This window comes from Nocardia sp. NPDC056541 (genome assembly GCF_042794235.1).
GTDB lineage: Bacteria > Actinomycetota > Actinomycetes > Mycobacteriales > Mycobacteriaceae > Nocardia.
The window spans coordinates 45,014-68,732 of the sequence record NZ_JBHTUD010000026.1; the positions used below are offsets into that span (position 1 = coordinate 45,014).

Annotated in this window: 24 protein-coding genes; 11 read left to right on the forward strand and 13 right to left on the reverse strand. The window is 68.5% G+C overall.

Going from position 1 to position 23,719, the window contains the following annotated elements; translation table 11 throughout:
- Positions 1–177: 177 nt before the first annotated feature.
- Complete coding sequence (gene fbaA, locus ACFQ9R_RS31450) at positions 178–1,215, forward strand: class II fructose-bisphosphate aldolase (RefSeq protein ID WP_378633585.1); 1,038 nt, start codon at positions 178–180, stop codon at positions 1,213–1,215.
- Positions 1,216–1,245: 30 nt separating this feature from the next.
- On the forward strand, positions 1,246–2,364 hold the full coding sequence (locus tag ACFQ9R_RS31455) for a BTAD domain-containing putative transcriptional regulator (protein ID WP_378995878.1): 1,119 nt from the start codon (positions 1,246–1,248) through the stop codon (positions 2,362–2,364).
- A 66-nt stretch (positions 2,365–2,430) separates the two neighbouring features.
- On the opposite strand, the gene ACFQ9R_RS31460 is transcribed toward ACFQ9R_RS31455, so the two are convergent.
- Complete coding sequence (locus ACFQ9R_RS31460) at positions 2,431–3,246, reverse strand: AraC family transcriptional regulator (protein WP_378995880.1); 816 nt, start codon at positions 3,244–3,246, stop codon at positions 2,431–2,433.
- A gap of 89 nt (positions 3,247–3,335) precedes the next feature.
- Here ACFQ9R_RS31460 and ACFQ9R_RS31465 point away from each other — a divergent pair, with 89 nt between their 5' ends.
- Positions 3,336–4,013 carry an alpha/beta fold hydrolase gene (locus ACFQ9R_RS31465; RefSeq protein ID WP_378995882.1) on the forward strand — a complete coding sequence of 226 codons (678 nt, stop codon included), beginning with the start codon at positions 3,336–3,338 and terminating at the stop codon, positions 4,011–4,013.
- A 104-nt stretch (positions 4,014–4,117) separates the two neighbouring features.
- On the opposite strand, the gene ACFQ9R_RS31470 is transcribed toward ACFQ9R_RS31465, so the two are convergent.
- Together ACFQ9R_RS31470 and ACFQ9R_RS31475 are read right to left on the reverse strand one after the other, a co-directional pair.
- Positions 4,118–5,176, reverse strand: a complete 1,059-nt coding sequence (locus tag ACFQ9R_RS31470; RefSeq protein ID WP_378995884.1) for a fused (3R)-hydroxyacyl-ACP dehydratase subunits HadA/HadB — start codon at positions 5,174–5,176, stop codon at positions 4,118–4,120.
- Positions 5,177–5,274: 98 nt separating this feature from the next.
- Positions 5,275–6,540, reverse strand: coding sequence for a hypothetical protein (locus tag ACFQ9R_RS31475; RefSeq protein ID WP_378995887.1), 1,266 nt, complete (start codon positions 6,538–6,540; stop codon positions 5,275–5,277).
- A gap of 214 nt (positions 6,541–6,754) precedes the next feature.
- On the opposite strand from ACFQ9R_RS31475, the gene ACFQ9R_RS31480 reads away from it, so the two are divergent.
- The 3 genes from ACFQ9R_RS31480 to ACFQ9R_RS31490 all read left to right on the forward strand — a co-directional run bounded on the left by ACFQ9R_RS31480 (position 6,755) and on the right by ACFQ9R_RS31490 (position 10,695).
- On the forward strand, positions 6,755–7,252 hold the full coding sequence (locus ACFQ9R_RS31480) for a hypothetical protein (protein WP_378995889.1): 498 nt from the start codon (positions 6,755–6,757) through the stop codon (positions 7,250–7,252).
- 1,816 nt (positions 7,253–9,068) lie between these two features.
- Positions 9,069–9,503: a DUF3151 domain-containing protein gene (locus ACFQ9R_RS31485; RefSeq protein WP_378633595.1), complete on the forward strand. Its 435-nt coding sequence runs from the start codon at positions 9,069–9,071 to the stop codon at positions 9,501–9,503.
- Between the two features lie 25 nt (positions 9,504–9,528).
- Positions 9,529–10,695 carry an aromatic acid exporter family protein gene (locus tag ACFQ9R_RS31490; protein WP_378995891.1) on the forward strand — a complete coding sequence of 389 codons (1,167 nt, stop codon included), beginning with the start codon at positions 9,529–9,531 and terminating at the stop codon, positions 10,693–10,695.
- Between the two features lie 2 nt (positions 10,696–10,697).
- Here ACFQ9R_RS31490 and ACFQ9R_RS31495 read toward each other — a convergent pair whose 3' ends face one another.
- Genes ACFQ9R_RS31495 through ACFQ9R_RS31505 form a run of 3 tightly spaced genes read right to left on the reverse strand, consistent with a single transcriptional unit; the run spans position 10,698 to position 13,004 of the window.
- Positions 10,698–11,552: a glycosyltransferase family 2 protein gene (locus ACFQ9R_RS31495; protein ID WP_378995893.1), complete on the reverse strand. Its 855-nt coding sequence runs from the start codon at positions 11,550–11,552 to the stop codon at positions 10,698–10,700.
- A gap of 37 nt (positions 11,553–11,589) precedes the next feature.
- Entirely contained in the window at positions 11,590–12,378 is a 789-nt protein-coding gene (locus ACFQ9R_RS31500; protein ID WP_378655872.1) for a site-2 protease family protein, read from the reverse strand.
- Positions 12,375–13,004, reverse strand: coding sequence for a hypothetical protein (locus ACFQ9R_RS31505; RefSeq protein WP_378633606.1), 630 nt, complete (start codon positions 13,002–13,004; stop codon positions 12,375–12,377). The genes ACFQ9R_RS31500 and ACFQ9R_RS31505 overlap by 4 nt, the downstream gene beginning before the upstream one ends.
- Before the next feature lie 247 nt (positions 13,005–13,251).
- Here ACFQ9R_RS31505 and ACFQ9R_RS31510 point away from each other — a divergent pair, with 247 nt between their 5' ends.
- From ACFQ9R_RS31510 to ACFQ9R_RS31520, 3 genes are all read left to right on the forward strand, one after another.
- The gene (locus tag ACFQ9R_RS31510; protein ID WP_378995895.1) at positions 13,252–14,541 is read left to right on the forward strand and encodes an adenylosuccinate synthase; all 1,290 of its coding nucleotides are present in this window, start codon (positions 13,252–13,254) and stop codon (positions 14,539–14,541) included.
- A gap of 287 nt (positions 14,542–14,828) precedes the next feature.
- On the forward strand, positions 14,829–15,656 hold the full coding sequence (locus ACFQ9R_RS31515) for a hypothetical protein (protein WP_378995897.1): 828 nt from the start codon (positions 14,829–14,831) through the stop codon (positions 15,654–15,656).
- A gap of 192 nt (positions 15,657–15,848) precedes the next feature.
- Entirely contained in the window at positions 15,849–16,142 is a 294-nt protein-coding gene (locus tag ACFQ9R_RS31520; RefSeq protein WP_378995899.1) for a hypothetical protein, read from the forward strand.
- Here ACFQ9R_RS31520 and ACFQ9R_RS31525 read toward each other — a convergent pair whose 3' ends face one another.
- The 3 genes from ACFQ9R_RS31525 to ACFQ9R_RS31535 all read right to left on the reverse strand — a co-directional run bounded on the left by ACFQ9R_RS31525 (position 16,143) and on the right by ACFQ9R_RS31535 (position 18,004).
- The gene (locus ACFQ9R_RS31525; RefSeq protein ID WP_378995901.1) at positions 16,143–16,961 is read right to left on the reverse strand and encodes an alpha/beta fold hydrolase; all 819 of its coding nucleotides are present in this window, start codon (positions 16,959–16,961) and stop codon (positions 16,143–16,145) included.
- A 178-nt stretch (positions 16,962–17,139) separates the two neighbouring features.
- Positions 17,140–17,703 carry a methylated-DNA--[protein]-cysteine S-methyltransferase gene (locus ACFQ9R_RS31530; RefSeq protein WP_378995904.1) on the reverse strand — a complete coding sequence of 188 codons (564 nt, stop codon included), beginning with the start codon at positions 17,701–17,703 and terminating at the stop codon, positions 17,140–17,142.
- Positions 17,704–17,740: 37 nt separating this feature from the next.
- Positions 17,741–18,004 carry a hypothetical protein gene (locus ACFQ9R_RS31535; RefSeq protein ID WP_378995906.1) on the reverse strand — a complete coding sequence of 88 codons (264 nt, stop codon included), beginning with the start codon at positions 18,002–18,004 and terminating at the stop codon, positions 17,741–17,743.
- A 62-nt stretch (positions 18,005–18,066) separates the two neighbouring features.
- Between ACFQ9R_RS31535 and ACFQ9R_RS31540 the strand changes: the two genes are divergently transcribed.
- On the forward strand, positions 18,067–19,566 hold the full coding sequence (locus ACFQ9R_RS31540; protein WP_378995908.1) for a PLP-dependent aminotransferase family protein: 1,500 nt from the start codon (positions 18,067–18,069) through the stop codon (positions 19,564–19,566).
- Here ACFQ9R_RS31540 and ACFQ9R_RS31545 read toward each other — a convergent pair.
- Together ACFQ9R_RS31545 and ACFQ9R_RS31550 are read right to left on the reverse strand one after the other, a co-directional pair.
- The gene (locus ACFQ9R_RS31545; RefSeq protein ID WP_378655860.1) at positions 19,553–19,924 is read right to left on the reverse strand and encodes a hypothetical protein; all 372 of its coding nucleotides are present in this window, start codon (positions 19,922–19,924) and stop codon (positions 19,553–19,555) included. The two genes, ACFQ9R_RS31540 and ACFQ9R_RS31545, sit on opposite strands and share 14 nt — an antisense overlap.
- Positions 19,925–20,002: 78 nt before the next feature.
- Positions 20,003–21,100 carry a CaiB/BaiF CoA transferase family protein gene (locus tag ACFQ9R_RS31550; protein ID WP_378633631.1) on the reverse strand — a complete coding sequence of 366 codons (1,098 nt, stop codon included), beginning with the start codon at positions 21,098–21,100 and terminating at the stop codon, positions 20,003–20,005.
- 128 nt (positions 21,101–21,228) lie between these two features.
- On the opposite strand from ACFQ9R_RS31550, the gene ACFQ9R_RS31555 reads away from it, so the two are divergent.
- Positions 21,229–21,711 carry a DUF456 domain-containing protein gene (locus ACFQ9R_RS31555; RefSeq protein WP_378995920.1) on the forward strand — a complete coding sequence of 161 codons (483 nt, stop codon included), beginning with the start codon at positions 21,229–21,231 and terminating at the stop codon, positions 21,709–21,711.
- Here the strand turns inward: ACFQ9R_RS31555 and ACFQ9R_RS31560 are convergent, their stop codons facing one another.
- On the reverse strand, positions 21,712–22,563 hold the full coding sequence (locus ACFQ9R_RS31560; protein ID WP_378995910.1) for an amidohydrolase family protein: 852 nt from the start codon (positions 22,561–22,563) through the stop codon (positions 21,712–21,714).
- A gap of 184 nt (positions 22,564–22,747) precedes the next feature.
- On the reverse strand, positions 22,748–23,719 hold a 972-nt coding region (locus tag ACFQ9R_RS31565; RefSeq protein ID WP_378995912.1), incomplete at its 5' end, for a pyridine nucleotide-disulfide oxidoreductase.

Consider the following 23,719-nt stretch of genomic DNA (forward strand, 5'->3'; position numbering starts at 1 on the left):
TCACCGCATCGGATACCGCCAGCAAAGTCACGGCCCCCACAGTACCGGTCCGATCTGTGACATGAGTGCCCTGCGGGTGAACCTCAGCCCACCGGGTGATCTCGCGTTCGCCTTCCTAATTTAGGGTGTGGCCTGACAGAATTGGTTTTTGCTCCCCACAAGACGGAGGTCACTGCTGTGCCTATCGCGACCCCGGAGGTCTACGCCGAGATGCTCGGCCGGGCCAAGGCGCACTCGTTCGCGTTCCCGGCTATCAACTGCACGTCGTCGGAGACGATCAACGCCGCCATCAAGGGCTTCGCCGACGCGGGCAGTGACGGCATCATCCAGTTCTCCACCGGTGGTGCCGAGTTCGGCTCCGGTCTGGGCGTGAAGGACATGGTCACCGGCGCGGTGGCACTGGCCGAGTTCGCGCACATCGTCGCCGCGAAGTACGACGTGACGATCGCGCTGCACACCGACCACTGCCCCAAGGACAAGCTGGACACCTATGTGCGTCCGCTGATCGCGATCTCGCAGGACCGCGTGAACGCCGGTCTGAACCCGCTGTTCCAGTCGCACATGTGGGACGGCTCGGCCATCCCGATCGACGAGAACCTCGAGATCGCCCAGGAGCTGCTGAAGGCCTGTAAGTCGGCCAACATCATCCTCGAGGTCGAGATCGGTGTGGTCGGCGGCGAGGAAGACGGCGTCGAGGCCGAGATCAACGACAAGCTCTACACCTCGCCCGAGGACTTCGAGAAGACCATCGCCGCGCTCGGCGCGGGCGAGAATGGGCAGTACCTGCTGGCCGCCACTTTCGGCAACGTGCACGGTGTGTACAAGCCGGGCAACGTGGTGCTCAAGCCCGAGGTCCTGGCCGAGGGGCAGCGCGTCGCGGCCGAGAAGCTGGGCCTCGAGTCCGGTGCGCAGCCGTTCGACTTCGTGTTCCACGGTGGTTCGGGCTCGCTGAAGTCCGAGATCGAGGACTCGCTGCGCTACGGCGTGGTGAAGATGAACGTCGACACCGACACCCAGTACGCCTTCACCCGCCCGGTCGCCGGTCACATGCTCGCCAACTACGACGGTGTGCTGAAGATCGACGGCGAGGTCGGCAACAAGAAGGTCTACGATCCGCGCAGCTACCTGAAGAAGGCTGAGACCTCGATGGCCGCGCGCGTGACCGAGGCCTGCAACGACCTGAAGTCGGCCGGACGCTCCGTGAGCAGTTTCTGATTTTCGTACCAACCAACGGGGCCCGAGCTCATGAGTCTTGATGTCCGTGTGCTCGGGCCCGTCCGACTGCTCGTCGGCGGCGAGCCGGTAGCGGTCGGCGGGCCCAAGCCGCGCGCCCTCCTTGCCGCGCTCACCGTCAATCGGCGGCGCGCGGTGTCTTCTGCTGTGCTCGCCGAGATGGTCTGGAACGAGGACCCGCCGGATTCCTACGCGGCCAGCCTGCAGGTGTTCGTGTCGAACATCCGTAAAGCGCTGCGCAACGCCGGGATCGACTCCGCGCAGGTGCTGCGGACCGAGGGTGCGGGTTATCGGCTCGAAATCCCCGATACCGCATGCGATCTCGGACGTTTCGAGAGTGCGCGCGAAGCGGGCTCGCGGTGTTTGGACGTCGGTGACCACCCAGGTGCCGCCAACCTTTTCGGTGCGGCGCTGCGGGAATGGACCGGGCGGGCGCTGGCCGACCTGGCCGGATTGCAATTCGCCGACGGGTTCGCCACCGCGATGAACGAGGAGCGGCTACTCGCCGTCTCCGCGCGCGTCGATGCGGAAATCGCCTGTGGCCGGGCGTCGTCGGTGATCGGCGAGTTGGTGTCGATGACCAACGAGCATCCGCTGCGCGAGCCGCTGTGGGGGCAGTTGATCACCGCGCTGTATCTGTCCGGGCGGCAGGCGGACGCGCTGGAGGCGTGCCGGCGGGTGCGCAACGTGCTGGCCGAGGAGCTGGGAATCGACCCGGGGGCCGCGCTGATCGAGCTGGAGCGGCAGGTGCTGCGCCAGGAGCCGTTGAATGTGCTGGCGTCCAGGCGATCTGACCAGGTGGCCGCGGCGATGACCGAGACCGTCACCGAGGTGCCGCAGTCGATTCGCAACGGCAATCTGCGGTTCGCCGATGGGCGGACGCTGCCGATTCCCCACGGGGGGATCAGGATCGGCCGGATGACGGATAACGAACTCGTTCTCGATGATCCGAAGGCGAGCCGGTATCACGCGCACATCATGCCCAGCCGTGCCGGGCTGCTGATCAAGGATCTGCACTCGGCCAACGGGGTTTATGTCAACGAGGTGCCGATCGACAACGGGGCACTGCTGGCCGACGGTGACGTAATCCGTATCGGCGGAACGGTTCTGGTGTTCATCGCGGTGAAGTAGGGGTGGTCCGCTCGGCCTGGGGTCGACGGTCGGGTGCGGCGCAGCTCGATTGATTGCCACTCGGGATCAGTGGCTGGTCACTGCGCTCTGTCGGTTGGCTCGGTAGCGGCCAGGAGTGCTGCCGATGATGTTCGTGAAGGCGGTGATGAAGCCGCTGGGGTTGGCCCATCCGCAGGCGTAGGCGGTTCGAGTGATGTCGTATCCGTCGGCGAGAAGCACGAGGGCGCGGTAGATGCGTAGCTGGGTGCGCCACTCGTAGAAGGTCATGCCGAACTCGTTGCGTAACAGCCGGCTGAGCGTGCGGGCGCTGGCACCGATCGCCCTGCCGAGCTCGGCCATCGAGCTGTTGTCCGCCGGGTTGTCGGACAGTTTTCGCGCGAGGGCCCGCAGGCGGTCGTCCCGTGGTTCCGGCAGGTAGAGGGGCTGCTCCTGCGTCTCTCTGAGTTCGTCGACGAGGACCCGAAGGAGACGGGTGCGCGCCGAAGGGCTATAGCCCGGCGCGGCGTCGCCGTAGTTGTGCGGCCCGGTCAGGGCGAGCAGGAGCTCACGCGCGAGGTCGGTGGCCGAGAACACCGCAGGCCGGTCCGGTATGCGCCTGGCCAGGGACGCCGAGACGAAGACGATCCGCATGTCCGTGTTGCCGTGGGCGCTGTGCCGGTGGGTGATTCCAGCGGGTGTCCACGCAATCCGGTCGGCGGGAACGATGGAGATGCCGTGGTCGGTGTGGACGGTCAAAACGCCGGTGGCAGCGTAGACCAGGTGCCCGCGTGCGTGCGACTGCGCAGAGCTGGAGCCGCCCGACAGCCACAGGTGCCGTCCACCGGACGGCCACACAAGCGAGGTCACGCCCGTGGGATCGGTCGGTTGGCGAGGAACGGGCATCAGGAGGCAGTTTATCGGTGGCGCGCCGGCCTGCGGAAGTGGTGATCTGGTCTGGTCCTCCGTGAGTGATCCAAAAAGGGAGATCTGCCATGGCAACGTTCATCCTCGTCCCCGGCGCGTGGCACGGCTCCTGGACATTCGAGGCGGTGACCCCGCTGCTGGAGGCCGCCGGGCACACCGTCCACGCCCTGACCCTGACGGGACTGCGGCCCGACGAGGATGACGTGACTGTGGCACGCGCCAACCTCGACACACACGCCGATGACGTCGTGCGCCTGCTGGAGACCGCGCAGATCACCGATGCGACGCTCGTCGGACACAGCTATGGCGGGATGGTGATCTCAGCCGCGGCCGACCGCGCCGCGGGCCGCATCTCTCGTCTGGTTCATCTCGACGCCTACGTTCCGCGCGACGGCGAATCGTGTTGGTCCTTGACCACCGAGGCCTACCGGCAGTCGTTCGTCGAAGGCGCGGCAGACACGGGTTACGCCGTGCGCCCACCGTTTCGGGCCCCGCACGGCGGCGAACCTCGCCGCCGCCCCCACCCACTGGCCTCCCTTGTCCAGAGCATCCGGCTCACCGGCGCCGTCGATCGCATCCCCCGGCGCGACTTCATCTATTGCTCCGGGTGGGAAGACGACACTCCCTTCGCCGGACTCCGCGCCCGGCTCCGAGCCGCGCCCGGCTGGCACGTCCACGACATCCCATCCGGCCACAACGCGATGCGCGAGGCCCCAGGTGCCGTCGCCGATCTACTGCTGAGGTGAAGAGTGGGCGTGCCGCACCGCCACAGCCCGCCGACCGCAGAAGGTCCGAGCGGCCGGTGGGGCTGCGTGCGCCCAGGAGTCGTGGGGGCGGGCCGGGTGATGGGTTACGTCAGGCGGATTTCGGCTGCCGCTCGGCCGAAGAGCTTGCGGCCCTCCGAGATTCCGCTCAGCAGGACGGTTGCCGCGCGGCGATCGCTGTCGATCGACTTGATCTTTCCGGAGAATTCGATGACGCCTGCCTCGGCGGGGGGAACCGGAACGAATCCCGAGAAGCGGACGCTCAGTTTCTCGATGGCGGTCGGGTCGCCCAGCCAGTCGGTCAGGTACTGCGCGGCCAGGCCCATGGTGAGCAGGCCGTGCGCGACCACGGTGGGGAGCCCGGCCAGTTCGGCGGCGCGGTCGCTGAAGTGGATCGGGTTGGGGTCGCCGGAGACGCCCGCGTAATTGGCCAGGTCGCCGCGAGTCAGGCGGGCGGTGGCGGGGGGAAGTTCGGTTCCCTTTGTCAGAGAGTCGAATTCGGGGGTGGTGTTGACCGCGACGGTTTCGCGCGCGGGGAGCGCGGGGGCAGGGCCGGTGTGGCGGATCAGGAGATCGCCCGCGCCGACGCCGCCGATGGTGTCGGGGCGCGGGTGCATGCTGATGTTCTCGACGGCCTCGACGATATTGGGGTCGACCTCGATGCCGCGGCGGGCCACGATCGTGGTGGTGCCCTGCACGGCGACCTGGTCGTGCTGGTTGCGCAGCTTGAAGCCGACGTTGATGAAGTCGTTGTCGCCGAACTGGCGGATCGACTCGATCTCGATCTCGGTGCGGATCCGGTCGCCGGCCAGCATCGGGTGGAACAGCTCGAAGACCTGGTCGGTCTGCAGCACCTGCGACAGGTCGTACTCGGTGAGCACGCTGTCGAGCAGGGCGCGGGTGGCGGTCATGCCGATCACCGACGCGAAGGTCGGCGGGGCGATCACCCCGTCGTAGCCGAGCTTGCGCGCGTCGACTTCCTGCTGATGGGCGGGGTGCAGATTCTGCACCGCGCGAGCGAATTCCCGGATCTTCTCGCGGCCGACTTCGTAGTGATCGCGGAACGCGAAGCGCTGACCGACCAGCGTCGCATCCGGGACCACAGCATCGATGTCCGGCTGCTCCACTGTCTGTTCCCTGCTCATGATCCGGAAAACTTTACTTGTTCACCCATCTGGATCACCAGTTATGTGTGACCCGTCATAGCAGGCAGAACTGCCCACTACGACGGGTCTACGCACGATCAGGGAGTGCCCGCGGGATCACACACCTTCCAGCTACCGTCGGTGCGCTGCAGGTCGAACGTCCGCGCGGTCCGTTTCGACGGATCCGCCGTGGTGTACACCGTGGCCTGGGCCAGGGCGGTGTCACCGGTGATCCGGACCGCGTCCACGCTGTCGACGACCGGAATGGAACCGCGCTCGGTCGAGACATCGTGCACGCCCTTGAACTGCTCGGGACTGATGCCCTGATAGAACGTGTGCAGCTCGCCACACGTGCTCGCCCGCAGGTCCTCCAGGTCACCGCTGCGCAGCGCGTCGGTGTAGTCCCCGATCACCGCTTTCACCTGTCCCTCGGGCGAATCGTCCGCACCGCCCATCAGTGCCACGACCGTCGCGATCAAGGCGACGACCAGCACCGCGGCGCCACCGGCAGCCAGCAGCCACTTCTTGGACCGCTCGGCGCCGGGCGCACCGGCCTCCTCGCCCTGCGCGACCCCGATCCGCTGCGGCGGCGCCACCTGCCGCTGACCCTCGGCCAACTGCTGGGCGGGTCGAGTCGGCTGGATATCCGCGGGCGAAGGTGCCGATCCACCTGTCCGCTGCGGCGCACCCGGGCCGCGAGGCGGCGACGGCTGAGTCTCCTCGACTCCCTGCTGGTCGGAATCGGCCGGGGCGGTGCCACCGGGGGACTGGTTGCCCGCAGCCGCGAGTCCTGACAGACCGGCCGCAGCGGGTCCGAACTGCTGGGGACCGGCGGGTCCTCGCTCGCCGGCAGCCGCCGGGCCTTGCTGACCGGCGGGCCCGTGCTGGCTTCGGCCCTGTTGTCCTGGACCGACAGGCCCGGGTCCGCCGGGCCGCGAGCCGGCAGGCCCTTGCTGGCCGCGTGCTGGTCCCTGCCCGTATTGGCCGGGACCCGACGGTCCCTGCTGTCCCGGACCCGCGGGGTGCTGTCCGGGGCCGGTAGGACCGCCGAGCCCGGCCTGTCCGGCCTGTCGGGGACCGGCGGGACCGCGGGGAGTATTCGGCGGCGGCGTCATCGCGGGCCGCCCACCGGCGGGTGGCACCACCCGGTCGGTTCCACCCGGCCCGGCGGTCTTCGCCCGCTGCACCGGCATCGCGGTGGTCGGCGCATCCGCCGCACTCACCGTCCGCATCGCCACGGTCCGATCATCGGACCCGGAGCCCGCGTCCTCGGGCCCACTGGTCTGGAACTTCTCGGTCGAGTCGACATCAACCGGCTTGTCGCCCCGCGAGTCACCCTGTCCCGCAACAGCACCGGACTGCACGGCCCCGGACTTTGCTGCCCCGGACCCTGTGGCCGCGGACCCTGTGGCTACGGACCCGGCGGCTGCGGACCCTGCCGCCGCGGACTGTGCGGCTGTGGATCCTGCGGCCGTGGATCCTGCTGTCGTGGACCCTGTGGCTGCGGACCCGGCGGCTGCGGACCCGGCGGCTGCGGACCCGGCGGCTGCGGACCCGGCCGCCGCGGACTGTGCGGCCGTGGATCCTGCTGTTGTGGACCCGGCGGCTGCGGACCCTGTCGCCGCGGACCGTGCGCCTGCTGCCTCGGCGGCCGCCGATTGCTCGGCAGGTGAGGGTGCGGTGCTCGCGGGCCGTGAAGCTGTGGACCCGATGGTCGTGACCGAGTCGGCTTCGGTGTTCGTCTTCGCCGCGGCGGTCGGGTCGTCCTTCTGCTCTGCGGTGGCGGACGCATTCGAATCAGCTTCGGCTGCGGTCCCTTCCGCGGAGCTGTCGCCGTCCTGCGCCCGTGTGTCGGAGCTGTCCTCGGCGTTCGACGTCGAGCCTCGCGCATCCGACGTCTCGTCGGATCCGCCGCTCGCCGCCGCGGCACCTGCGGCGACGGCGCCTGCCGCTGCTGCTCCCACCACCGCGCCACGTGCGGTGGTGTCATTCGGTGTGGGTTCGTCGCCGTACTCCGCATCCGACGCCGCCGCGAGATCGGCCCTGTTCATCGCGGCAGTCGGCACATCGGCCTGAGCCGATTTCGCCTGGGAGCCACCCATTTTCACCGTGCGGTCATCTGCCGAACCCCCGCGCCCCACCGACGGGTTCCGCCCGGGAATCGGCATCGCGGTCGTCGGCGCGTCCGGTCCGGCGATGTCGGAACCCTGCTCGTCCCGAGCCGCTGGGCCCGAAACCTTCGCTCGGTCGTCCCGGCTCCCGCCGGGCAGCCCCTTTGACAATCCGGCCAACGGCGAGCCGCCGTCAGCTGAATCCTGTTCCACCCCTTGGTCCGCTGATCGGCCATTCGATCCCGAGGGCGCGTTCCCCTGCCGCCCGGCGGAAGGCGAGCCACCACCGGGTCCGCCGACTCGCGCCTCGCCACCCGATCCGGCGGGCTGCGATCCACCGCTCACATTGCTCGGTGCGCCCGCCTGCCGAGCGCCGGGCGCACCGGCGTTTCCACCCTCGACGCGAGGTCCACCGGCCCGCTGCGAATCTGGACCACCGCCCGGTCCGTACCCCGGATTCGGTCCACCACCTTGAGGGCTGGGCCCGCGCCCCGCTTGCGGCGATCCCGGGCCACCCGGCCCACGGCCCGCGGGCGGTCCACCCGCTTGCGCTGAACTGGGCCCGCCGCTCGGTCCGCGTCCCGCCTGCGGTCCACCCGCTTGCGGCGAACCCGGGCCGCTCGGCCCGCGTCCCGCTGGTTGTCCACCTGGCTGCTGCGAACCGGGACGACCGCTCGGCCCGAAACCCGCCTGGGGTCCACTCGGCCCGCGTCCCACGTGTGGTCCGCCGCCCTGCGGCGAACCGGGCCCGCCTGCCGGGCCCGCGGCACGCGGCCCGTTCTGGCCCGAATACGGTTGTGCACCGGGCGTATTGCCCGGGCGGCCTGAAGGTTGTTGAGTACCAGCAACATTGCCCGGCTGTCCCGTTCCCGGCCGCGCCCCACCGGGCGTGAACCCCGGGCGGCCCCACGACTGCTGTGCACCCGGTCCCGAAGACTGTTGCCCGCCGGGCACAGTGCCTTGACGCGCGGAACCCTGTCCGGCGCCGGGCGCAGTGCTGTCCGGCCGCCCACCAGCGGCGTTACCCTGTGGTGCGCGAGGTCCTTCTTGTACAGATCCACTCTGCGCCCGCGATCCACCGGGAGCCACGGGCCCACCCGGGCGCTGAGGAGCACCGGGTGCATCGGGACCACTCGGGCGCTGAGCACCACCAGGTGCATCGGGACCACCCGGGCGCTGAGCACCTCCGGGTTGATCGCCCTGCCCCGCGGCGGGCTGCGTCCCACCGGAACGTGCGTCCTGCACGCGCGCACCGTCATCGGGTCGACCCGGCAGATCTCCTCGCCGGATCACCACGGTCTCATCGGGACCCACCGGCGGTCTCGTCGCCCGGTCCGGCTCGGTGACCGACTCCGGTGCGCCGGGAGGGGACGCGGACGAATCGTCACGCTGGCCGGGCGCGCCGGGACCGGCGGACTCTGCTGCCGGGTTGTTCTCGTCGGTCGGGTCGGACACCTCTGTACCCCTCGCTCAGGCTCGAACGTTGCACTCTGCGCTCAGCCTAATAGGCACAGCGGCGAAGCGGTCCCAAGTCTCGTGCGCACGGCGGCGGCGAAGAGACAGGCAGGCTCCCGAGGTGCGACCGCCGAGTGGTCGCGAGCTTGCGCGCGCGATCGGAGCGAAGGGCGACAGCCGACGTCGCAGGGCCGGGTTCCGGGCGTGCCGCGCACAGCCCGAGCGACGGTGAAGGCATGCGTGACGGGCGCTGCGCGGGCGAGACCGCCGGTCGCTGAGCGGCGGGCCGGTCGGCGACTGCCACAGCCTCGGTGCACAATGAACCCATGACCTCCTTCGGTGACCTGCTCGGACCGCAGCCGGTCCTCCTTCCCGAACTGATCGACGCCGAGGACGCCATTGCCGCGGGCACCGACCCGGTCGATGTCGCCGCGCAGTTCCCGGCCGCGTCGATCGCGTGGGCTCAGCTGGCGGAAGCCGCTCTGCAGCGCGCCGGCGGCGAGGTGAACCACGACACCGTCGCGGCATACGCCTTCGCCCGCACCGGCTACCACCGCGGCCTCGACCTGCTGCGGCGCAACGGCTGGAAGGGTTTCGGCCCCGTCCCGTGGAGTCACGAACCCAACCAGGGCTTCCTGCGCAGCGTCGGCGCGCTGGCGAGCGCCGCGAAGACGATCGGCGAGACCGAGGAGTACGCACGCTGCCTCGACCTGCTCGAAGACTGCGACCCGCGCGCGGCGAACGAACTCGGCCTGGACTGAGCCAGTGGCCGGGTCCGAGTCGTAGGTGAGCGAACACAAGCCTTTCGTCGCCGTCGCCACTCCGGTTGTCGCGGCCGCCAAGGTCAGCACCGTCGGCCGGTATCGGGCGTCGATCGAGCGCCTGCGGCTCTCGGCGATTCCGATCATCCAGTGCGCGCTCGGCGCCGGGCTGGCGTGGTTCATCGCCCACAACCTCGTCGGCCACATCGAACCGTTCTTCGCCCCGACCGCCGCGGTGGTCTCCATCGGTATCTCGTTCGGTGCGCGAGTGCGCCGGTCGGTGGAACTGGTGGTGGGTGTCGCGGTCGGCATCGGCATCGGCGACCTGTTCATCGCGCAGGTCGGGACCGGCGTCTGGCAGGTGGCCCTGGTGGTCGGCGGCGCCATGTCGGTGTCGGTCTTTCTCGGCAGCGGCGCGCTCATGACCATGCAGGCGGCGGGTTCGGCCGTGCTGGTCTCGACCTTGAATCAGGCGCCCGGCGCGGGTCCGAACCGCATGATCGACGCCTTGATCGGCGGACTCGTCGGTGTGGTGATGGTCGCGCTGATCCCCCTGCACCCGGTGCGCCGCGCCCGCGAACACGCTGCCGGCGTGCTGTCGGTGATGAGCAAATCGATGATCACCTGCGCCGAGGGCCTGCTCGAACAGAACTCGACGAAGGTCTCCGACTCGCTGTCGGCGGTGCGCGACACCCAGCCCCAGATCGACGCCCTGCGCGACGCGCTCGCGGGCGGCCGTGAGATCAGCCGCATCTCACCGCTGTACTGGAACTCCCGAAAGCGTTTGGAACGCATCCACAACGCGGCCGATCCGCTCGACAACGCCGTTCGCAATACCCGCGTGCTGCTGCGCCGTTCGCTCACTCTGGTCCGTGACGACGAGGTCCTCGATCCGCGCCTGATCGACCTGGTCGACCAGCTGGGCCACGCCACCGACGTGGTCCGCAAGATGATGCTGGCCGATCCGGGCGAGCAACCCGATCAGGCCGAAGCTCTCACCTCGTTGCGCGGCGTCGCCAAGGCTGCCCGCCCCGAACTCGTTGTCGGGGCGGGATTGTCGGCGCATGTCGTGTTCGCGCAGCTGCGCTCGATCGTGGTGGATCTGATGGTGGTGTGCGGAATGCAGCGCATCTCGGCGATCGCCCTGCTTCCGCCCACTGTGCCCAATCCGTATGTGACGCCCGAGGAGTGACTTCAGTTGCCGACGGGGGAAACGCGAGGGCGCCCCGATCGCAGCGAGAAACGCTTGCGATCGAAATCCCACGCCCGGTAGATCGGCCACTGCGAGGTGTGCATGATCCAGGCGCCGGTGATCACCGCGCGGTGGAACGGCACGATGGCGTAGCCCTGATTGGCGATGGTCTGCAGGCCGCGCAACTGGTACTGCCACCACACGTCCGGCGGGGTCTTGCGACGGCGCGCGGAGATCTCGGCCCGCAGCGTCGGCAGCTGGTCGATGCGCAGCTTCGCCTTCGACAGGCACAGCGCCAGGTCGAGGTCTTCGTGCAGGTCGCGACGGGTGGTGGTGGCGGCACGCACCTGGTCCCACGCCGAGCGCCGGATCGCCATATTGGCGCCGTGCACATTGCCGACGGGCTGGGTCTTGATCATCCCCAGCCGTTCCTGGCCGCCGATCGCGGCCGCGAGGAAGATGCCGATCGGGGAGTCGTGATAGGTGCTGATGCCGGTCACCGCCATGGTGTCCGAATAGGAGTCGAGGTGGGCGCGCACGGTGGCGCCCCACTCGGGGGAGACGAGGGTGTCGGCGTCGATGCGGCCGAGGTAGTCCCCGCGAGCCTTGTCGAAGCCGGTGTTGCGAGCGAACGCGACGCCGGGCTGCGGCTCACAGATCAGCTCGATCTTGGGATGTCGGGTGGCGAGTTCGGCGACGATCTCGCGGGTGTTGTCGGTGCTGCCGTTGTCGACGACGACGATCTCATCGATCGTGTCCTGGTCGACGAGGCGCTCGAGGCATGCGGTGATGCCCGCTGCTTCGTCGAGCGCCGGGATGACGACGGACAGGACAGCGGACGATCCGGTGGAGCTCATACGCAATTTCCGTTCCAGGGTCGATGCTGACCCGAGGCTAACGCCAGAATCGGGTCAATTGGCCACCATAGGCGGCCCACACCTCAGGTACCCCGGACAGTTCGAACAATGCGTAAACACCGTTGAAAAACACCTGACTCAGCGGGGTGAAGAAGATGACAGCGAACAGGATCAACATGCCGTAGGGCTTGAACTGATCGAGCGAGCGCCGGGTCTGGTAACTCAGCGACGGCTCGATGATGCCGTAGCCGTCCAGCCCCGGCACCGGCAGAATGTTCAGCAGAAACGCCGTGATCTGCAGAAACGCCAGAAAGCTGAGCCCGCACCAGAACGCGGGATGTTCGGCGACCGAGCCGAAAGCCCGGATCACGATCAGCAGCACCACCGCGCACAGCGCGTTCGACGCGGGTCCGACCGCGCTCACCAGGCGCTGCACACTCGTCTTGAACCGTGTCGTGTCCACATACACCGCACCGCCGGGCAACCCGATGCCACCGAGCGCGATGAACACCAGCGGCAGACCGATCGACAGCACAGGGTGGCTGTATTTCAGCGGATTCAGCGTGAGATACCCACGCACCTCCACCTCGTGATCGCCTGCCCGCCACGCCACATACGCGTGGGAGAACTCGTGCAGGCACAAGCTGATGATCCAGCCGAACACCACGAGCACGAAAACGCCGACCTTGGCGCGCACCGAATCGATGTCGGCGTCCCAGGCGAGCGCACCGCCGCCCACGGTGATCAGGACGATCAGCAGGAAAACCGGGCTCGGCCGGACCGCGCTGTGCCCGGACCGCCGATCCGAGGGGAAGGAGTAGGTCATCGCACCAATAGCCAGGGTTGTTCGAATCGATAGAAGGTCGAGCGGGGGACGGTGCGTTCGGCGGTGATCCCGTCGCGGGTGACGACCGCCCCCGGCGTCCCGAGCTGGGCGGCGCGGCCGGACACCCAGGTGCGCTTGCGCAGGCCCTTGCGCACTCGCGCGCGGACACCGGGCATGGTCATCGTGGGCGAGATCAGCATCGTGGTGACCTTGCCGGTGAACAGCAGCGTGTCGTCGACATAGGCTTCGCCCTCGAGCTTCGCGCCGTCCACACCGGTGATGCTCGCGCGGCCGACCAGCACGGTGCCGGTGTCGTCGCGGATCAGCGGGGTCTCGATCGCCCGGCCCTCCACCGCTCGCTTCGCGGCGCCGTTGCCGGTTCCGGTCTGATAGACCCGCGAGGCGTAGGTGGTGTCGACCGGGACGAAACCGACTTCGACGTGCAATCGCTCGGTGCGCATCAGGTGGGTGAGCACGGCCGCGAGCGAGGCATCGGCGCCGAGCACGATCAGGCGCGGCAGGCTGTCGGCGGCCAGCACCGGAAGCAACTCGTCGATCACCGCGACATCGGGGACACGCCCGGTCTGGGTGTTGGGTAACGAGGAGAGCGCGATCGGGACCGGCATTTCACCGCATCGGAGAACGTGGGTACTCAAACTGCGGTACACCCTCCTCGGTCACGCAAAATCACTGCCGACTGGTAACCGTAACCGATCAGGGCAGGTGCGGTAGGGCGGGGTCGAACCGCTCCGGCGGGGCAGGTCGACGGGACCTGATCAGGCGTCGGCTAGACTGTGTCTCCGGCCACCGCCTCAGTACGGCAGGTAGCTGCAGTGCCGCGTGTGCTGCCGTCGATCTGTAGGAGACTCCGAAATGCCGGCAATCGTCCTCATCGGCGCCCAATGGGGCGACGAGGGTAAGGGCAAAGCTACAGACCTGCTCGGTGAGCGGTTGCAGTGGGTGGTCCGATACCAGGGCGGCAACAATGCCGGCCACACGGTGGTTCTTCCCAATGGCGACAAGTTCGCGCTGCACCTGATTCCGTCCGGCATCCTCACCCCCGGTGTGAAGAACGTCATCGGTAACGGTGTCGTCGTCGACCCGGGCGTGCTGCTCGACGAACTGGCCGGTCTGGAAGAGCGCGGAGTCGACACCTCCGGCCTGCTGCTCTCCGCTGACGCGCACCTGATCATGCCGTATCACGTGGCCATCGATAAGGTCACCGAACGCTTCCTCGGCAACCGCAAGATCGGCACCACCGGTCGCGGTATCGGTCCCTGCTACCAGGACAAGGTCGCCCGCGTCGGCGTCCGGGTGGCAGACGTGCTCGACGAGAAGATCCTCACCCAGAAGGTCGAAGCCGCCCTGGAGTTCAAGAACCAGGTGCTGGTCAAGATCTACAACCGCCGCGCGCTCGACCCGCAGCAGGTGGTGGACGAGGTGCTCGAGCAGGCCGAATCGTTCAAGCACCGCATCTCCGACACCCGGCTCGAGCTGAACCTGGCGCTCGAGCGCGGCGACACCGTGCTGCTCGAAGGCTCGCAGGGCACGCTGCTCGACGTCGACCACGGCACCTACCCGTTCGTCACCTCGTCGAACCCGACCGCGGGTGGCGCGGCGGTGGGTTCGGGTATCGGACCGAACAAGATCGACACGGTGCTCGGCATTCTCAAGTGCTACACCACCCGCGTCGGCTCCGGCCCGTTCCCGACCGAGCTGTTCGACAACTTCGGTGAGTTCCTGGCCAAGAACGGCGGCGAGGTCGGTGTCACCACCGGTCGTGCGCGGCGTTGTGGCTGGTTCGATGCGGTGATCAGCCGGTACGCCACGCGCGTCAACGGGGTCACCGATTACTTCCTCACCAAGCTGGACGTGCTGTCCGGGCTGGATACGGTGCCGATCTGCGTGGCGTACGAGATCGACGGCAAGCGGGTCGAGCAGATGCCGACTACGCAGACCGAGTTCCACCACGCCAAGCCGATCTACGAGGAGCTGCCGGGTTGGTGGGAGGACATCTCCCACGCCCGCACCTTCGAGGAGCTGCCCGCCAACGCCCAGGCTTACGTGCTGCGGCTGGAAGAGCTGTCGGGTGCGCGGATCTCGTGCATCGGTGTGGGTCCGGGTCGCGACCAGACGATCGTTCGGCACGACGTGCTCGGGTGATGTGAGCCTGGGAAACCAGTCGGAGGTCCGGTGCCGGTTACGGCACCGGACCTTTGTTTTGGGTGGGGTTCCGAATATCGGTACTGGTCAGGGCGGTGTGCGCGAATTATGTGGACTCGCTATCGATTTGTGGCATCCAGCTGGCTAACGCTATCGTCGCGGGGCGGCACGCGGGGACGTGCCGTTCTCCTCGAGTGTTAGCGGGTGTCGGCGTGATCCGTCGGTCTGTGAATGTGAACTCTTCGACGGTGCGGCGGGTCGCTCGGCCGGTGATCGGGGTGGTGCCCATGGCATTGGCCCTCGCCTGTGCGGGTATCGCTATCGCGGTGCCGCAGCCGGGTGTGAATGTGGCTCCGGTGCAGCCGGGTGTCACCACCGAGTCGCCTGCCGACGAAGGCGGTCGCTCGGATCTGGCGAAGTTCGACGGTCCGGATTCGCTCGGGCATCTCACGCCTGAGCGTCCGGAGTCGCGCCCGGTGCCGGAGTACACCACCCCGGCCCCGCCGATCGTCATCGAGGAACTCCACCTTCCGGAGCCGGTCGAGCCGGTGGCCCCGATCGCCCCGCCCGAGCGGACACTGCGCATCGGCGACTTCACCAGCCCGGTCCCGGACGAGGTTCCGAACGACGTCCTCGATGGTGTGAACGGCACCGCCGCCGACGCCGAAGCCGCGATCGCCACCCAGGGCCGCTCGGTCGGCATCAACCCGAGCCGCTCGGACAAGATCGCCGCGGCGACCGTCGGTGGCGCGCTGGCCGGAGCCGCGATCGCGGGTGTTCCGGCGGCCGCGGTCGGCGCGGTCGGCGGCGGCCTCATCGGCGCCGGAATCGGTGCCGGGGTCGGCTTCGCGGTGGGCGCCGCGGGCACCGCGGGTGCGGCCGCGATTCTCGGTGCCGCGGCCGCGGTCCCGACCGCGGGCGCGAGCGCCCTGGCGGCGATTCCCGCGGGCTTTGCCCTGGCGTGGCCGATCGCAGCCGCCAGCACCGGTGCGGGCGCTGCCATCGGCGCCGCGGCGGGTGCGGCTACCGGCGCCGCAGTGCTCGGCGTCCCCGCAGCCGCGGCGGGTGCCGTCGCGGGCGGCGTGCTCGGCAGCGGTTACGGCGCGACTCTCTGATCGGTTGTCGGCCGGGCTCACCCATCGCCCGGTCCGGCCGGAACTCCGGCCGGACCGGGCGCTCGGCGAAATAGGTCCCCAACCGCATGGCCGTAGTCCTGCGATCCCGGTGGGAATCGGCCCCGGCGACCACTTCGGTGTCGGAATACTCGCCGGGGTAGCGTCGAGAAGGGTTTCGGACGGAGGTGGATGATGGCTCTGCGACGTGGGTCAGCCGCGGCGGCTCTGCTCGCGCTGGCGGTCCTGCCCGGTTGCGCCGCCCCGGACGCGCCGGCTCCCTCGCCCAGCGTCTCCCCGGTGAGCTCGGCGCCGCCGCCCGCGCAGACTCTCGCCCCCTCGCAGCAACGCAACGAACGCATTCGCGGGATGCTCTATACCGTCGGTTGCACGAGTAACAGCTGCGTCCAGGTCTATTTCGCGTGTCTGGACGGCTACCTCACCGGTGAGCCGTGCCAGTTCTTCCGCGATCACCCACCACCGCCCTGATTACTGTGTGCGGGTGAGGAATTCGCCGACGGCGGGGGCGAGGATCGAGATCTTGGGGTTGTGGCTCACACCGGGGAGTTCGGCGAATCGCGCGTTCGGGAGCACCTGGGCGGCGGCCTTCGAGCCCTTGATGAGCAGTGGTGCGGTGCGGTCGCCCGCCAGTACGAGCACCGGCACCTCGACTCCTCGCCAGTCGGCGGGGTCCAGCTTCTTGCCCTGCATGTACGGCTTCATCACGGCCCAGTCGTGCGCGGTCGAGTTCGACGTTGCCGTCAGCGTCTTCCAGAAGGGTGTCACCCGCATCGCCGCCACCATGAGCAACGGCATCCCCATCGCCTTGGTCATGTAGTACCGCACGGTCTTCCCGCGATCGCCCGCCGCGATCATCGGGTGCAGCTTGGCTGCCAGATCCTTCGGTGGCACATGGCCTTTCGCGTCGACCACGAACGGTGGCTCGAACGCCACCACCTCGGTGACGCCGGGCACGGACCGCGCTGCCAGCAGCGCCAGCGCGGCGCCGGAGGACCAGCCGAACAGCGCCGCTTTCCCGCCTGCCGCCTCGACCAGCGCCGCGATATCGGCGATCTCGTTGGCCGCGTCGTACACGCCGGGGGAGTCGGTGCTGTCACCGCGCCCGCGCCGGTCGTAGTTGAGCACCGTGAGCCCGTAGTCGTCGGCCAGCGCCTGCGCGAGTTCGACCATCGTGGGGAACGCGCGGTAGCTGAAGGCGCCACCGATCAGGATGACGGTCCCGGCGGTCCCCTCACCGATCCGGTCGTAGGCGATCGTGGTGCCGTCGGCCGACGTCACAGTCTGCATGGGGGAATTCCTCTCGATAACGGGCCGCCGCGCTCGACGGTACGCGATCACCTCGACCGCAGGTCCGCGTGGGTTTCGCGGACCCGGCAGCTGGTACGAGCCGGGCGAGTCCGATCTTGTTCGTTGAGACGGGACGCGTCGCGAGAATTCATCGGTGCGCTGCTGAACGGGTTGCCGATCAGAACAGCATCGGTTCACCGAAGCCCGGCGTCCGTTCGATCTCCAGCAGCCGCGCCTTGGTGCCGATCCCGCCCGGCGCCGAGAATCCGTGCAGCGCGTGATCGGCCGCGAGCACCCGATGGCAGGGAATGATGAGCGGCACCGGGTTGCGCCCCAACGCTTGTCCGACGGCCTGCGCGGAGCCGGGAGCCCCGATCCGGCCGGCGATATCGCCGTAGCTGAGCGTGTGACCCGGGTCGATCTCGCGCGTCACCGCGTATACCGCGCGATGGAATTCCGGTGCACCCCGCAGGTCCACCTCGATCCAGCGCAGTGCGTCGACCGCTCCATCGAGGTGGGCGCGAATTCCCGCGATCGCCTCGACGATCACGGGCCCCGGCGCGCTCTCCGGCACCGGTGACCCGGCGAACGGCCGGGTGATCCGGGCGAGGGTTTCCTCCTCGCTGGCCTCGGGTAGCTGGAACCGGACAACGGCGTCACCGTGCCAGGCGATCGCGCACAGCCCGATAGCGGTGTCGAACAGTGCCGAGACCACCGTCTCGGTCTGCGTCGAGTCACTCATGATCACAGTGTGCGCCGACCCACCGACAAAGACACACTCACGCGGCGAGCGACCCTCGCTGCGTGTCTGTCGACTGGGCTTCAAGGCCAGTTTCGGGCGACTGGACTGCATCGTCGCCCACCTCGTAGGAACGCATCGCATCGAGATCCCGGTAGAGGCGTTGCTCGTCGTAGGTGCCGAATGCCCGGTCATGGGGCAGATATTGGAAGGGCCAGAAGGGTAGTTCGCCCTTCTTGGGCGAAAAGTGGTAGACCGCCAACCCGAAGGCAACGGCAACGGTGAGGGCTAGGAAAGTGGTCATGCCAGTAAGAATCCACCCACTGGCCTTGCTAAGAAATATCCACTTAGGGAATACTGGACTTTATGGCGACAAGAGTGATCGGTGCGGCAGGCTTGGCTCGCGACCTCGGCCGGTGGCGTGATCCCGAAACCGGCGGCGAGGCCGAACGCCGCCCGCACCGGCCCGCCTACCTGGCCCTGGCCGAAGCCATCCGCCTGCTGATCCACGACGGCCGCGCCCCACTCGGCGTGGCCCTGCCCAGCGAGCGCGATCTGGCGGGGACTCTCGGCGTCAGCCGCACCACCATCACCTCCACCTATTCGCTGCTGCGCGAACACGGCTACCTGATCAGCCGCCAGGGTTCTCGCAGCACTGTCGCGCTGCCGCCCGCGATCCAGCACGACGGCGCCAAGCCCAGCCGCGGCATCATGGCCCTGATGGCGCAGCCGGAACTGCCGACCATCGACATGACCTATGCCGCGATGCCCGCGTCCCCCGAACTCCACGACGCGTATTCGACAGCGCTGCAAGGAATCCCGTCCTACCTCGGCACCCACGGGATGGACCCGGTCGGCATCCTCGCGCTGCGCGAAGCACTGGCCCGCCGCTACACCGCGCGCGGTCTGCCGACGGAACCGGACCAGATCCTGGTGACCCTCGGTGCGCAGCACGGACTTCGGCTGCTCCTCAACGTGCTCGCCTCGCCCGGCGCCCGGGTCCTGATCGAGCACCCGTCCTACCCGAACGCCATCGAAGCCATCCGCGACGTCGGCGCCCGCCCCATTCCGATTCCGCTACGGCCCGAATTCCCTGATGCCGGTTGGGATCTCGAAGGTCTGCGCAGTACGGCGCGGCAGACCGCGGCCACCCTGGCCTACCTGGTTCCCGACTTCAACAACCCCACCGGACTGCTGCTCGGCGCCGAGGGCCGCGCCGAACTGGCCGCCATCGCCCGCGACACCAGGATGACCGTCGTCGTCGACGAGTCGATGGGCGAGCTGAACCTGTCGGACGGGACCATGCCCCCGCCGGTGGCCGCGTTCGCGAAGGGCTCGGAGATCGTCACCATCGGTTCGGCGTCGAAGTCGTTCTGGGGTGGCCTGCGGGTCGGCTGGATCCGTACCAGTCAGCCGCTGATCACCAAACTGCTCGGCATCCGCTCCACGGTCGACCTCGGCACCCCGGTGATGGATCAGCTGGCCACCGTCCACCTGCTCGAGAACGCCGAACCCATTCTCGAGCGTCGTCGCGAACAGCTGCGCGCCCAGCGCACCGCCCTGCTCGACGCCGTCGCCGAAGACCTCCCCGGCTGGCACATCACGGTCGGCGCGGGCGGTATGTCGGTGTGGGCCCAGCTGCCGAGCCCGGTCTCCACCGCGCTCGCCGCCACCGCGCCCAATCACGGCGTATTGCTGGCCGCCGGACCACGTTTCGGCGTCCAGGGCGCGTTCGAGCGTTTCGTCCGGCTGCCGTACACCCACCCCGAAGCCGAGCTACGCATCGCCGTCAAATCCATCGCCGCGGCCTACGACGCCCTCACGCCCCGCGCCGCCGATCCGCTCCAGCCACTCACCTGCTACTGAACGCGCACGGGTTGTGCCCGGTGGAAGCCGGTTCGGGGCGTACGGTTTCGTACCCCGCCCCGAACATGAACAGCACCGAGGCCACCAACCCCACCGCGGTCAGCGGCACCGCGACGGCGCCGCGTTCGGACGGATAGCGGAACAGCAGCACCAGCAGACACAGCAGCGAAACGGCGGCGGCCAGCAGCATCCCGGTCGCCAGCCCGTTCAGCACGCTCACCATCACCGGCACCGGTGCCGCACTGTGGCAATGGTTTTCGGCGATCTGTGCGGTACGGGTGTCGAACAATCCCTCGGCCAGGATGAAGCACAGCACTGCCGCGCCGAAGGTGGTGACCGCGATGAGGGCGGCGAGCACCTTCGGTGGGGTTCTGACGGTTCGGAACCTCGGCCTGTCGTCGATAGTGGAAAACTTTACCGACGACAGGCCGCCAAATCAGTCAGCCCAGACCGTTTCGATCGGTGTCGCGACGTTCGGCGGGGGAGTGGGTGTGCCGCCCGGTGTGCGCGAGAAGCGCGGCGCGGGCGCGTGCTGGACCACACCGTCGATGTCGATCAGGCCGGTACGGGCCACGATGTGCGGGTTCTCGGTGGCTTCGGTGAAGGTCAGCACCGGTGTGGTGCAGGCATCGGTGCCGTCGAAGATCGCGGCCCACTCGTCGCGGGTCTTCGTCAGGAACTTGTCGGTGAACAGCTTGCGCAGCTGTTCCTGACCGTTCGGGTCGATCTGCATCGGCAGACCTTCCGGGTCGATCTCCAGCCCGGCCAGCAGTTCGGCGTAGAACTGCGGCTCGATCGCGCCGACGGCCATGTACTTGCCGTCGGAGGTCTCATAGGTGTCGTAGAAGGCCATGCCGGTATCGAGCAGGTTGGTGCCGCGCTCGTCGGACCACAGGCCGACCCCGCGCATGCCCCAGATCATGTGCGAAAGGGCAAGCGCGCCATCGATCATCGCGGCGTCGATCACCTGGCCCTTGCCGGAATTCTGCCGCTCCACCAGCGCGGCGAGCACGCCGAACACCAGGAACATCGAGCCGCCACCGAAGTCGCCGACCATGTTCAGCGGCGGCACCGGCCGCTCGCCCTTGCGTCCGATGGCATTGAGCACACCGGTGAGCGAGATGTAGTTGATGTCGTGTCCCGCGCGATCGGCGAGCGGGCCGTGCTGGCCCCAGCCTGTCATCCGGCCGTACACCAGGCGCGGGTTGCGGGCCAGCGCCTCGTCGGGTCCGAGGCCCATGCGCTCGGTGACGCCGGGGCGGAAGCCCTCGAGCAGCACGTCGGCCTTCTCGACCAGGTCGAGGATCTTGGCGACGTCGGCGGGGTCCTTCAGATTCGCCTCGACGATCGTTCGCCCGCGCCACTGGGGGCGTTCCATGAAGCCGGGCAGCTGGTTCGGGCGCTGCACGCGCACCACGTCGGCGCCGAGGTCGGCCAGCAGCAGCGCGGCGTGCGGACCTGGCCCGATGCCTGCCAACTCGATGACCTTGATGCCCGCAAGGGGCCCCTGCTTGGCGGTGGACTCCGTGCTCACGCGGTGACCTCAGTTCGTCGTCGAACGGTATTGACACTCCGACAATAGCGCTGGGGTGGCGGCTCGGGTAGAGCATGGGCGAGAATTCGCACGAGCGCGACTCGGCGTGGCAACGGGAGGACCCGGTAGTGGGCGTGTGGGGTGAGGTCGTTGTCGGCCTTGTCATTCTGGTCGGCATCGTCGGCGTGATCGTACCGATTCTGCCGGGCGTGATCCTCATCTTCGCGGCAATCGCGGTGTGGGCGTTCATGACCGGCGGTACGACGGCCTGGACGGTGCTGGCGATCGCCACCGTCGCGCTGGCGCTCTCCGGCATCGTGAAGTACACCTGGCCGGGCAAGCGGATGCGCGAAGCCGGGGTGTCGAACCGTGCGCTGCTGGCCGGTGCGGTGCTCGGCATCGCCGGCTTCTTCGTGATCCCGATCGTCGGCCTGTTCATCGGCTTCGTGCTCGGTGTGTACCTGGCCGAGCTGTACCGCTTGAAGACCAACGACCTGGCCTGGCCCGCGACCGTGCACGCGCTGAAGGGCGTCGGCTTGTCGATGCTGGTCGAGTTGCTCGGCGCGCTGATCGCGTCCGGTGTGTGGCTCACCGGCGCGATCATCAGCTGACTACTCGATGATCGGCAGCGGACGGGTGTGGTCGTCCGCGCCGGGGAGCTGATTGCGCGGGATCGGGATAGTCGGATTCTCGGTGCGGGGTAGCGGCTCGGATTTCGGGCGACGCACCGCGGGCAGCCGGTAGAACTCGCGGGCATTGTCCTCGAGCACCGCGTGGATATCGGAGCCGACCACCTGCGAGATCAGGTCCACATCGCGCTCCTCGAACGGCCTGCCTGCGCGCGTACCGGGCAGATCGCTGCCGAACATCAGCGCACCCGGGTTGACGGTGTGGATGCGTCGCAGCGTCTCGGCCACATCCATCTCGACCCGGCCGAACCCGGTCGCCTTCACCCTGGCGCCGCGGTCCACCAGGTCGAGCAGGTACGGCAGACCCTCGTCGGACATGCCGAGATGGTCGATCGAGAGCGCGGGCAGCTTCGAGATCACCGGTTGCAGCGAGGCCAGCATCTGACCGTCGATGTAGAGCTCCACGTGCCAGCCCGCCAGTTCGTGGGCGCGCAACGCCTGCAATGTCATCTCGGTGATGTCGGCGGCGGCGCGCTTGAGGTTGAACCGCAGGGCGCGTACGCCTGCCCGGTTCAGCGCGAGGATCTCGTCGTCGGTGGCGTCGAGATCGAGCCGGGTCACGCCGACCCAGTCGGGACCGAGCGCGGCCAGCGCTGCCTTCAGGTACGTCTGATCAGCGCCTTGGAAAGACGCGCTGACAACAGCACCGCCGCGAACATCGAAGTGCGCCATACGCTTTCGATAGTCATCGATCACGTAGGGCTCGGGGAGATAGCCTTCGTTCTCGATCAGCGGAAACCGCGGATCGATGATGTGGACGTGGGCATCGAACACCAGTACAGAATGCCTTATCTCTGCGGCGCGAGCGCGCTCAACGTCGCGCCCCCACTAGGACGGGACCACTGAAACCCCGAGTTCTGCCATGACAGCACACCCAACTCCCGCACATCCCGACCCCGAGGAGGGATCGGCGGGCCATTCAGGGCCGCGAACACGCGCGCGCCAGCGCGCCGAAAACTCAGGCCTTGTTCGGCTCGGAGGCGCGCAGCATGTCCTCGCGCTCCACGACCTTCACGCGCTCACGGCCTTCGGGCTCGCCGAGGGCGCGCTCGTGGGCGTCGAGGCGGTACCAGCCCGCCCAGGTGGTGAACGGGATGCCCTTGCCCTCGAGGAACTCGGTGACGGCGTCGAGCTCGGGCTTCGGCGCGGGGGCGAAGGCCTTGGCGTCGTCGAGCAGGCAGGCGATGGTCTCGTTGGCGTCGCCCTTGGTGTGGCCGATGAGGCCGACCGGGCCGCGCTTGATCCAGCCGGTCACGTAGGTGGCGGGCATGAATCGGGCGTCACCTTCGGCGGTGTCGTCGGCGATCACGCGGCCGGCCTCGTTGGGCACCGTGCCCGCCTGATCGTCGAACGGCAGCTGGGTGACGTTCTGCGAGAGGTAGCCCACGGCGCGGTACACGGCCTGGATGTCCCAGTCGGTGAAGTTGCCGGTGCCCTTGACGTTGCCGGTGCCGTCGAGCTGGGTGCGTTCGGTCTTCAGGCCGACGACCTTGCCGTCGGCGCCGAGGACCTCGGCGGGCGATTCGAAGAAGTGCAGGAACAGCTTGTGCGGGCGGTCGCCGTGGTCGCGGATGGCCCACTGCTCCAAGGTGTTGGCGACCATGTCGACCTGCTTGGAGTTACGGCGCGCGGCTTCGGAGCCCTCGTCGTAGTCGATGTCCTCGGGGTTGACGATGACCTCGATCGTCGGCGAGTGATCCAGTTCGCGCAGCTCGAGGGGCGTGAACTTGGCCTGCGCGGGACCACGACGACCGAACACGTGGACCTCGAGGGCCTTGTTGCCCTTGAGACCTTCGTAGACATTCGGCGGGATCTCGGTCGGCAGCAGTTCGTCGCCGGTCTTGGCGAGCACGCGCGCGACGTCGAGGGCGACGTTGCCGACACCGAGGACCGCGACCTTCTCGGCATCGAGGGGCCAGGAACGCGGGAC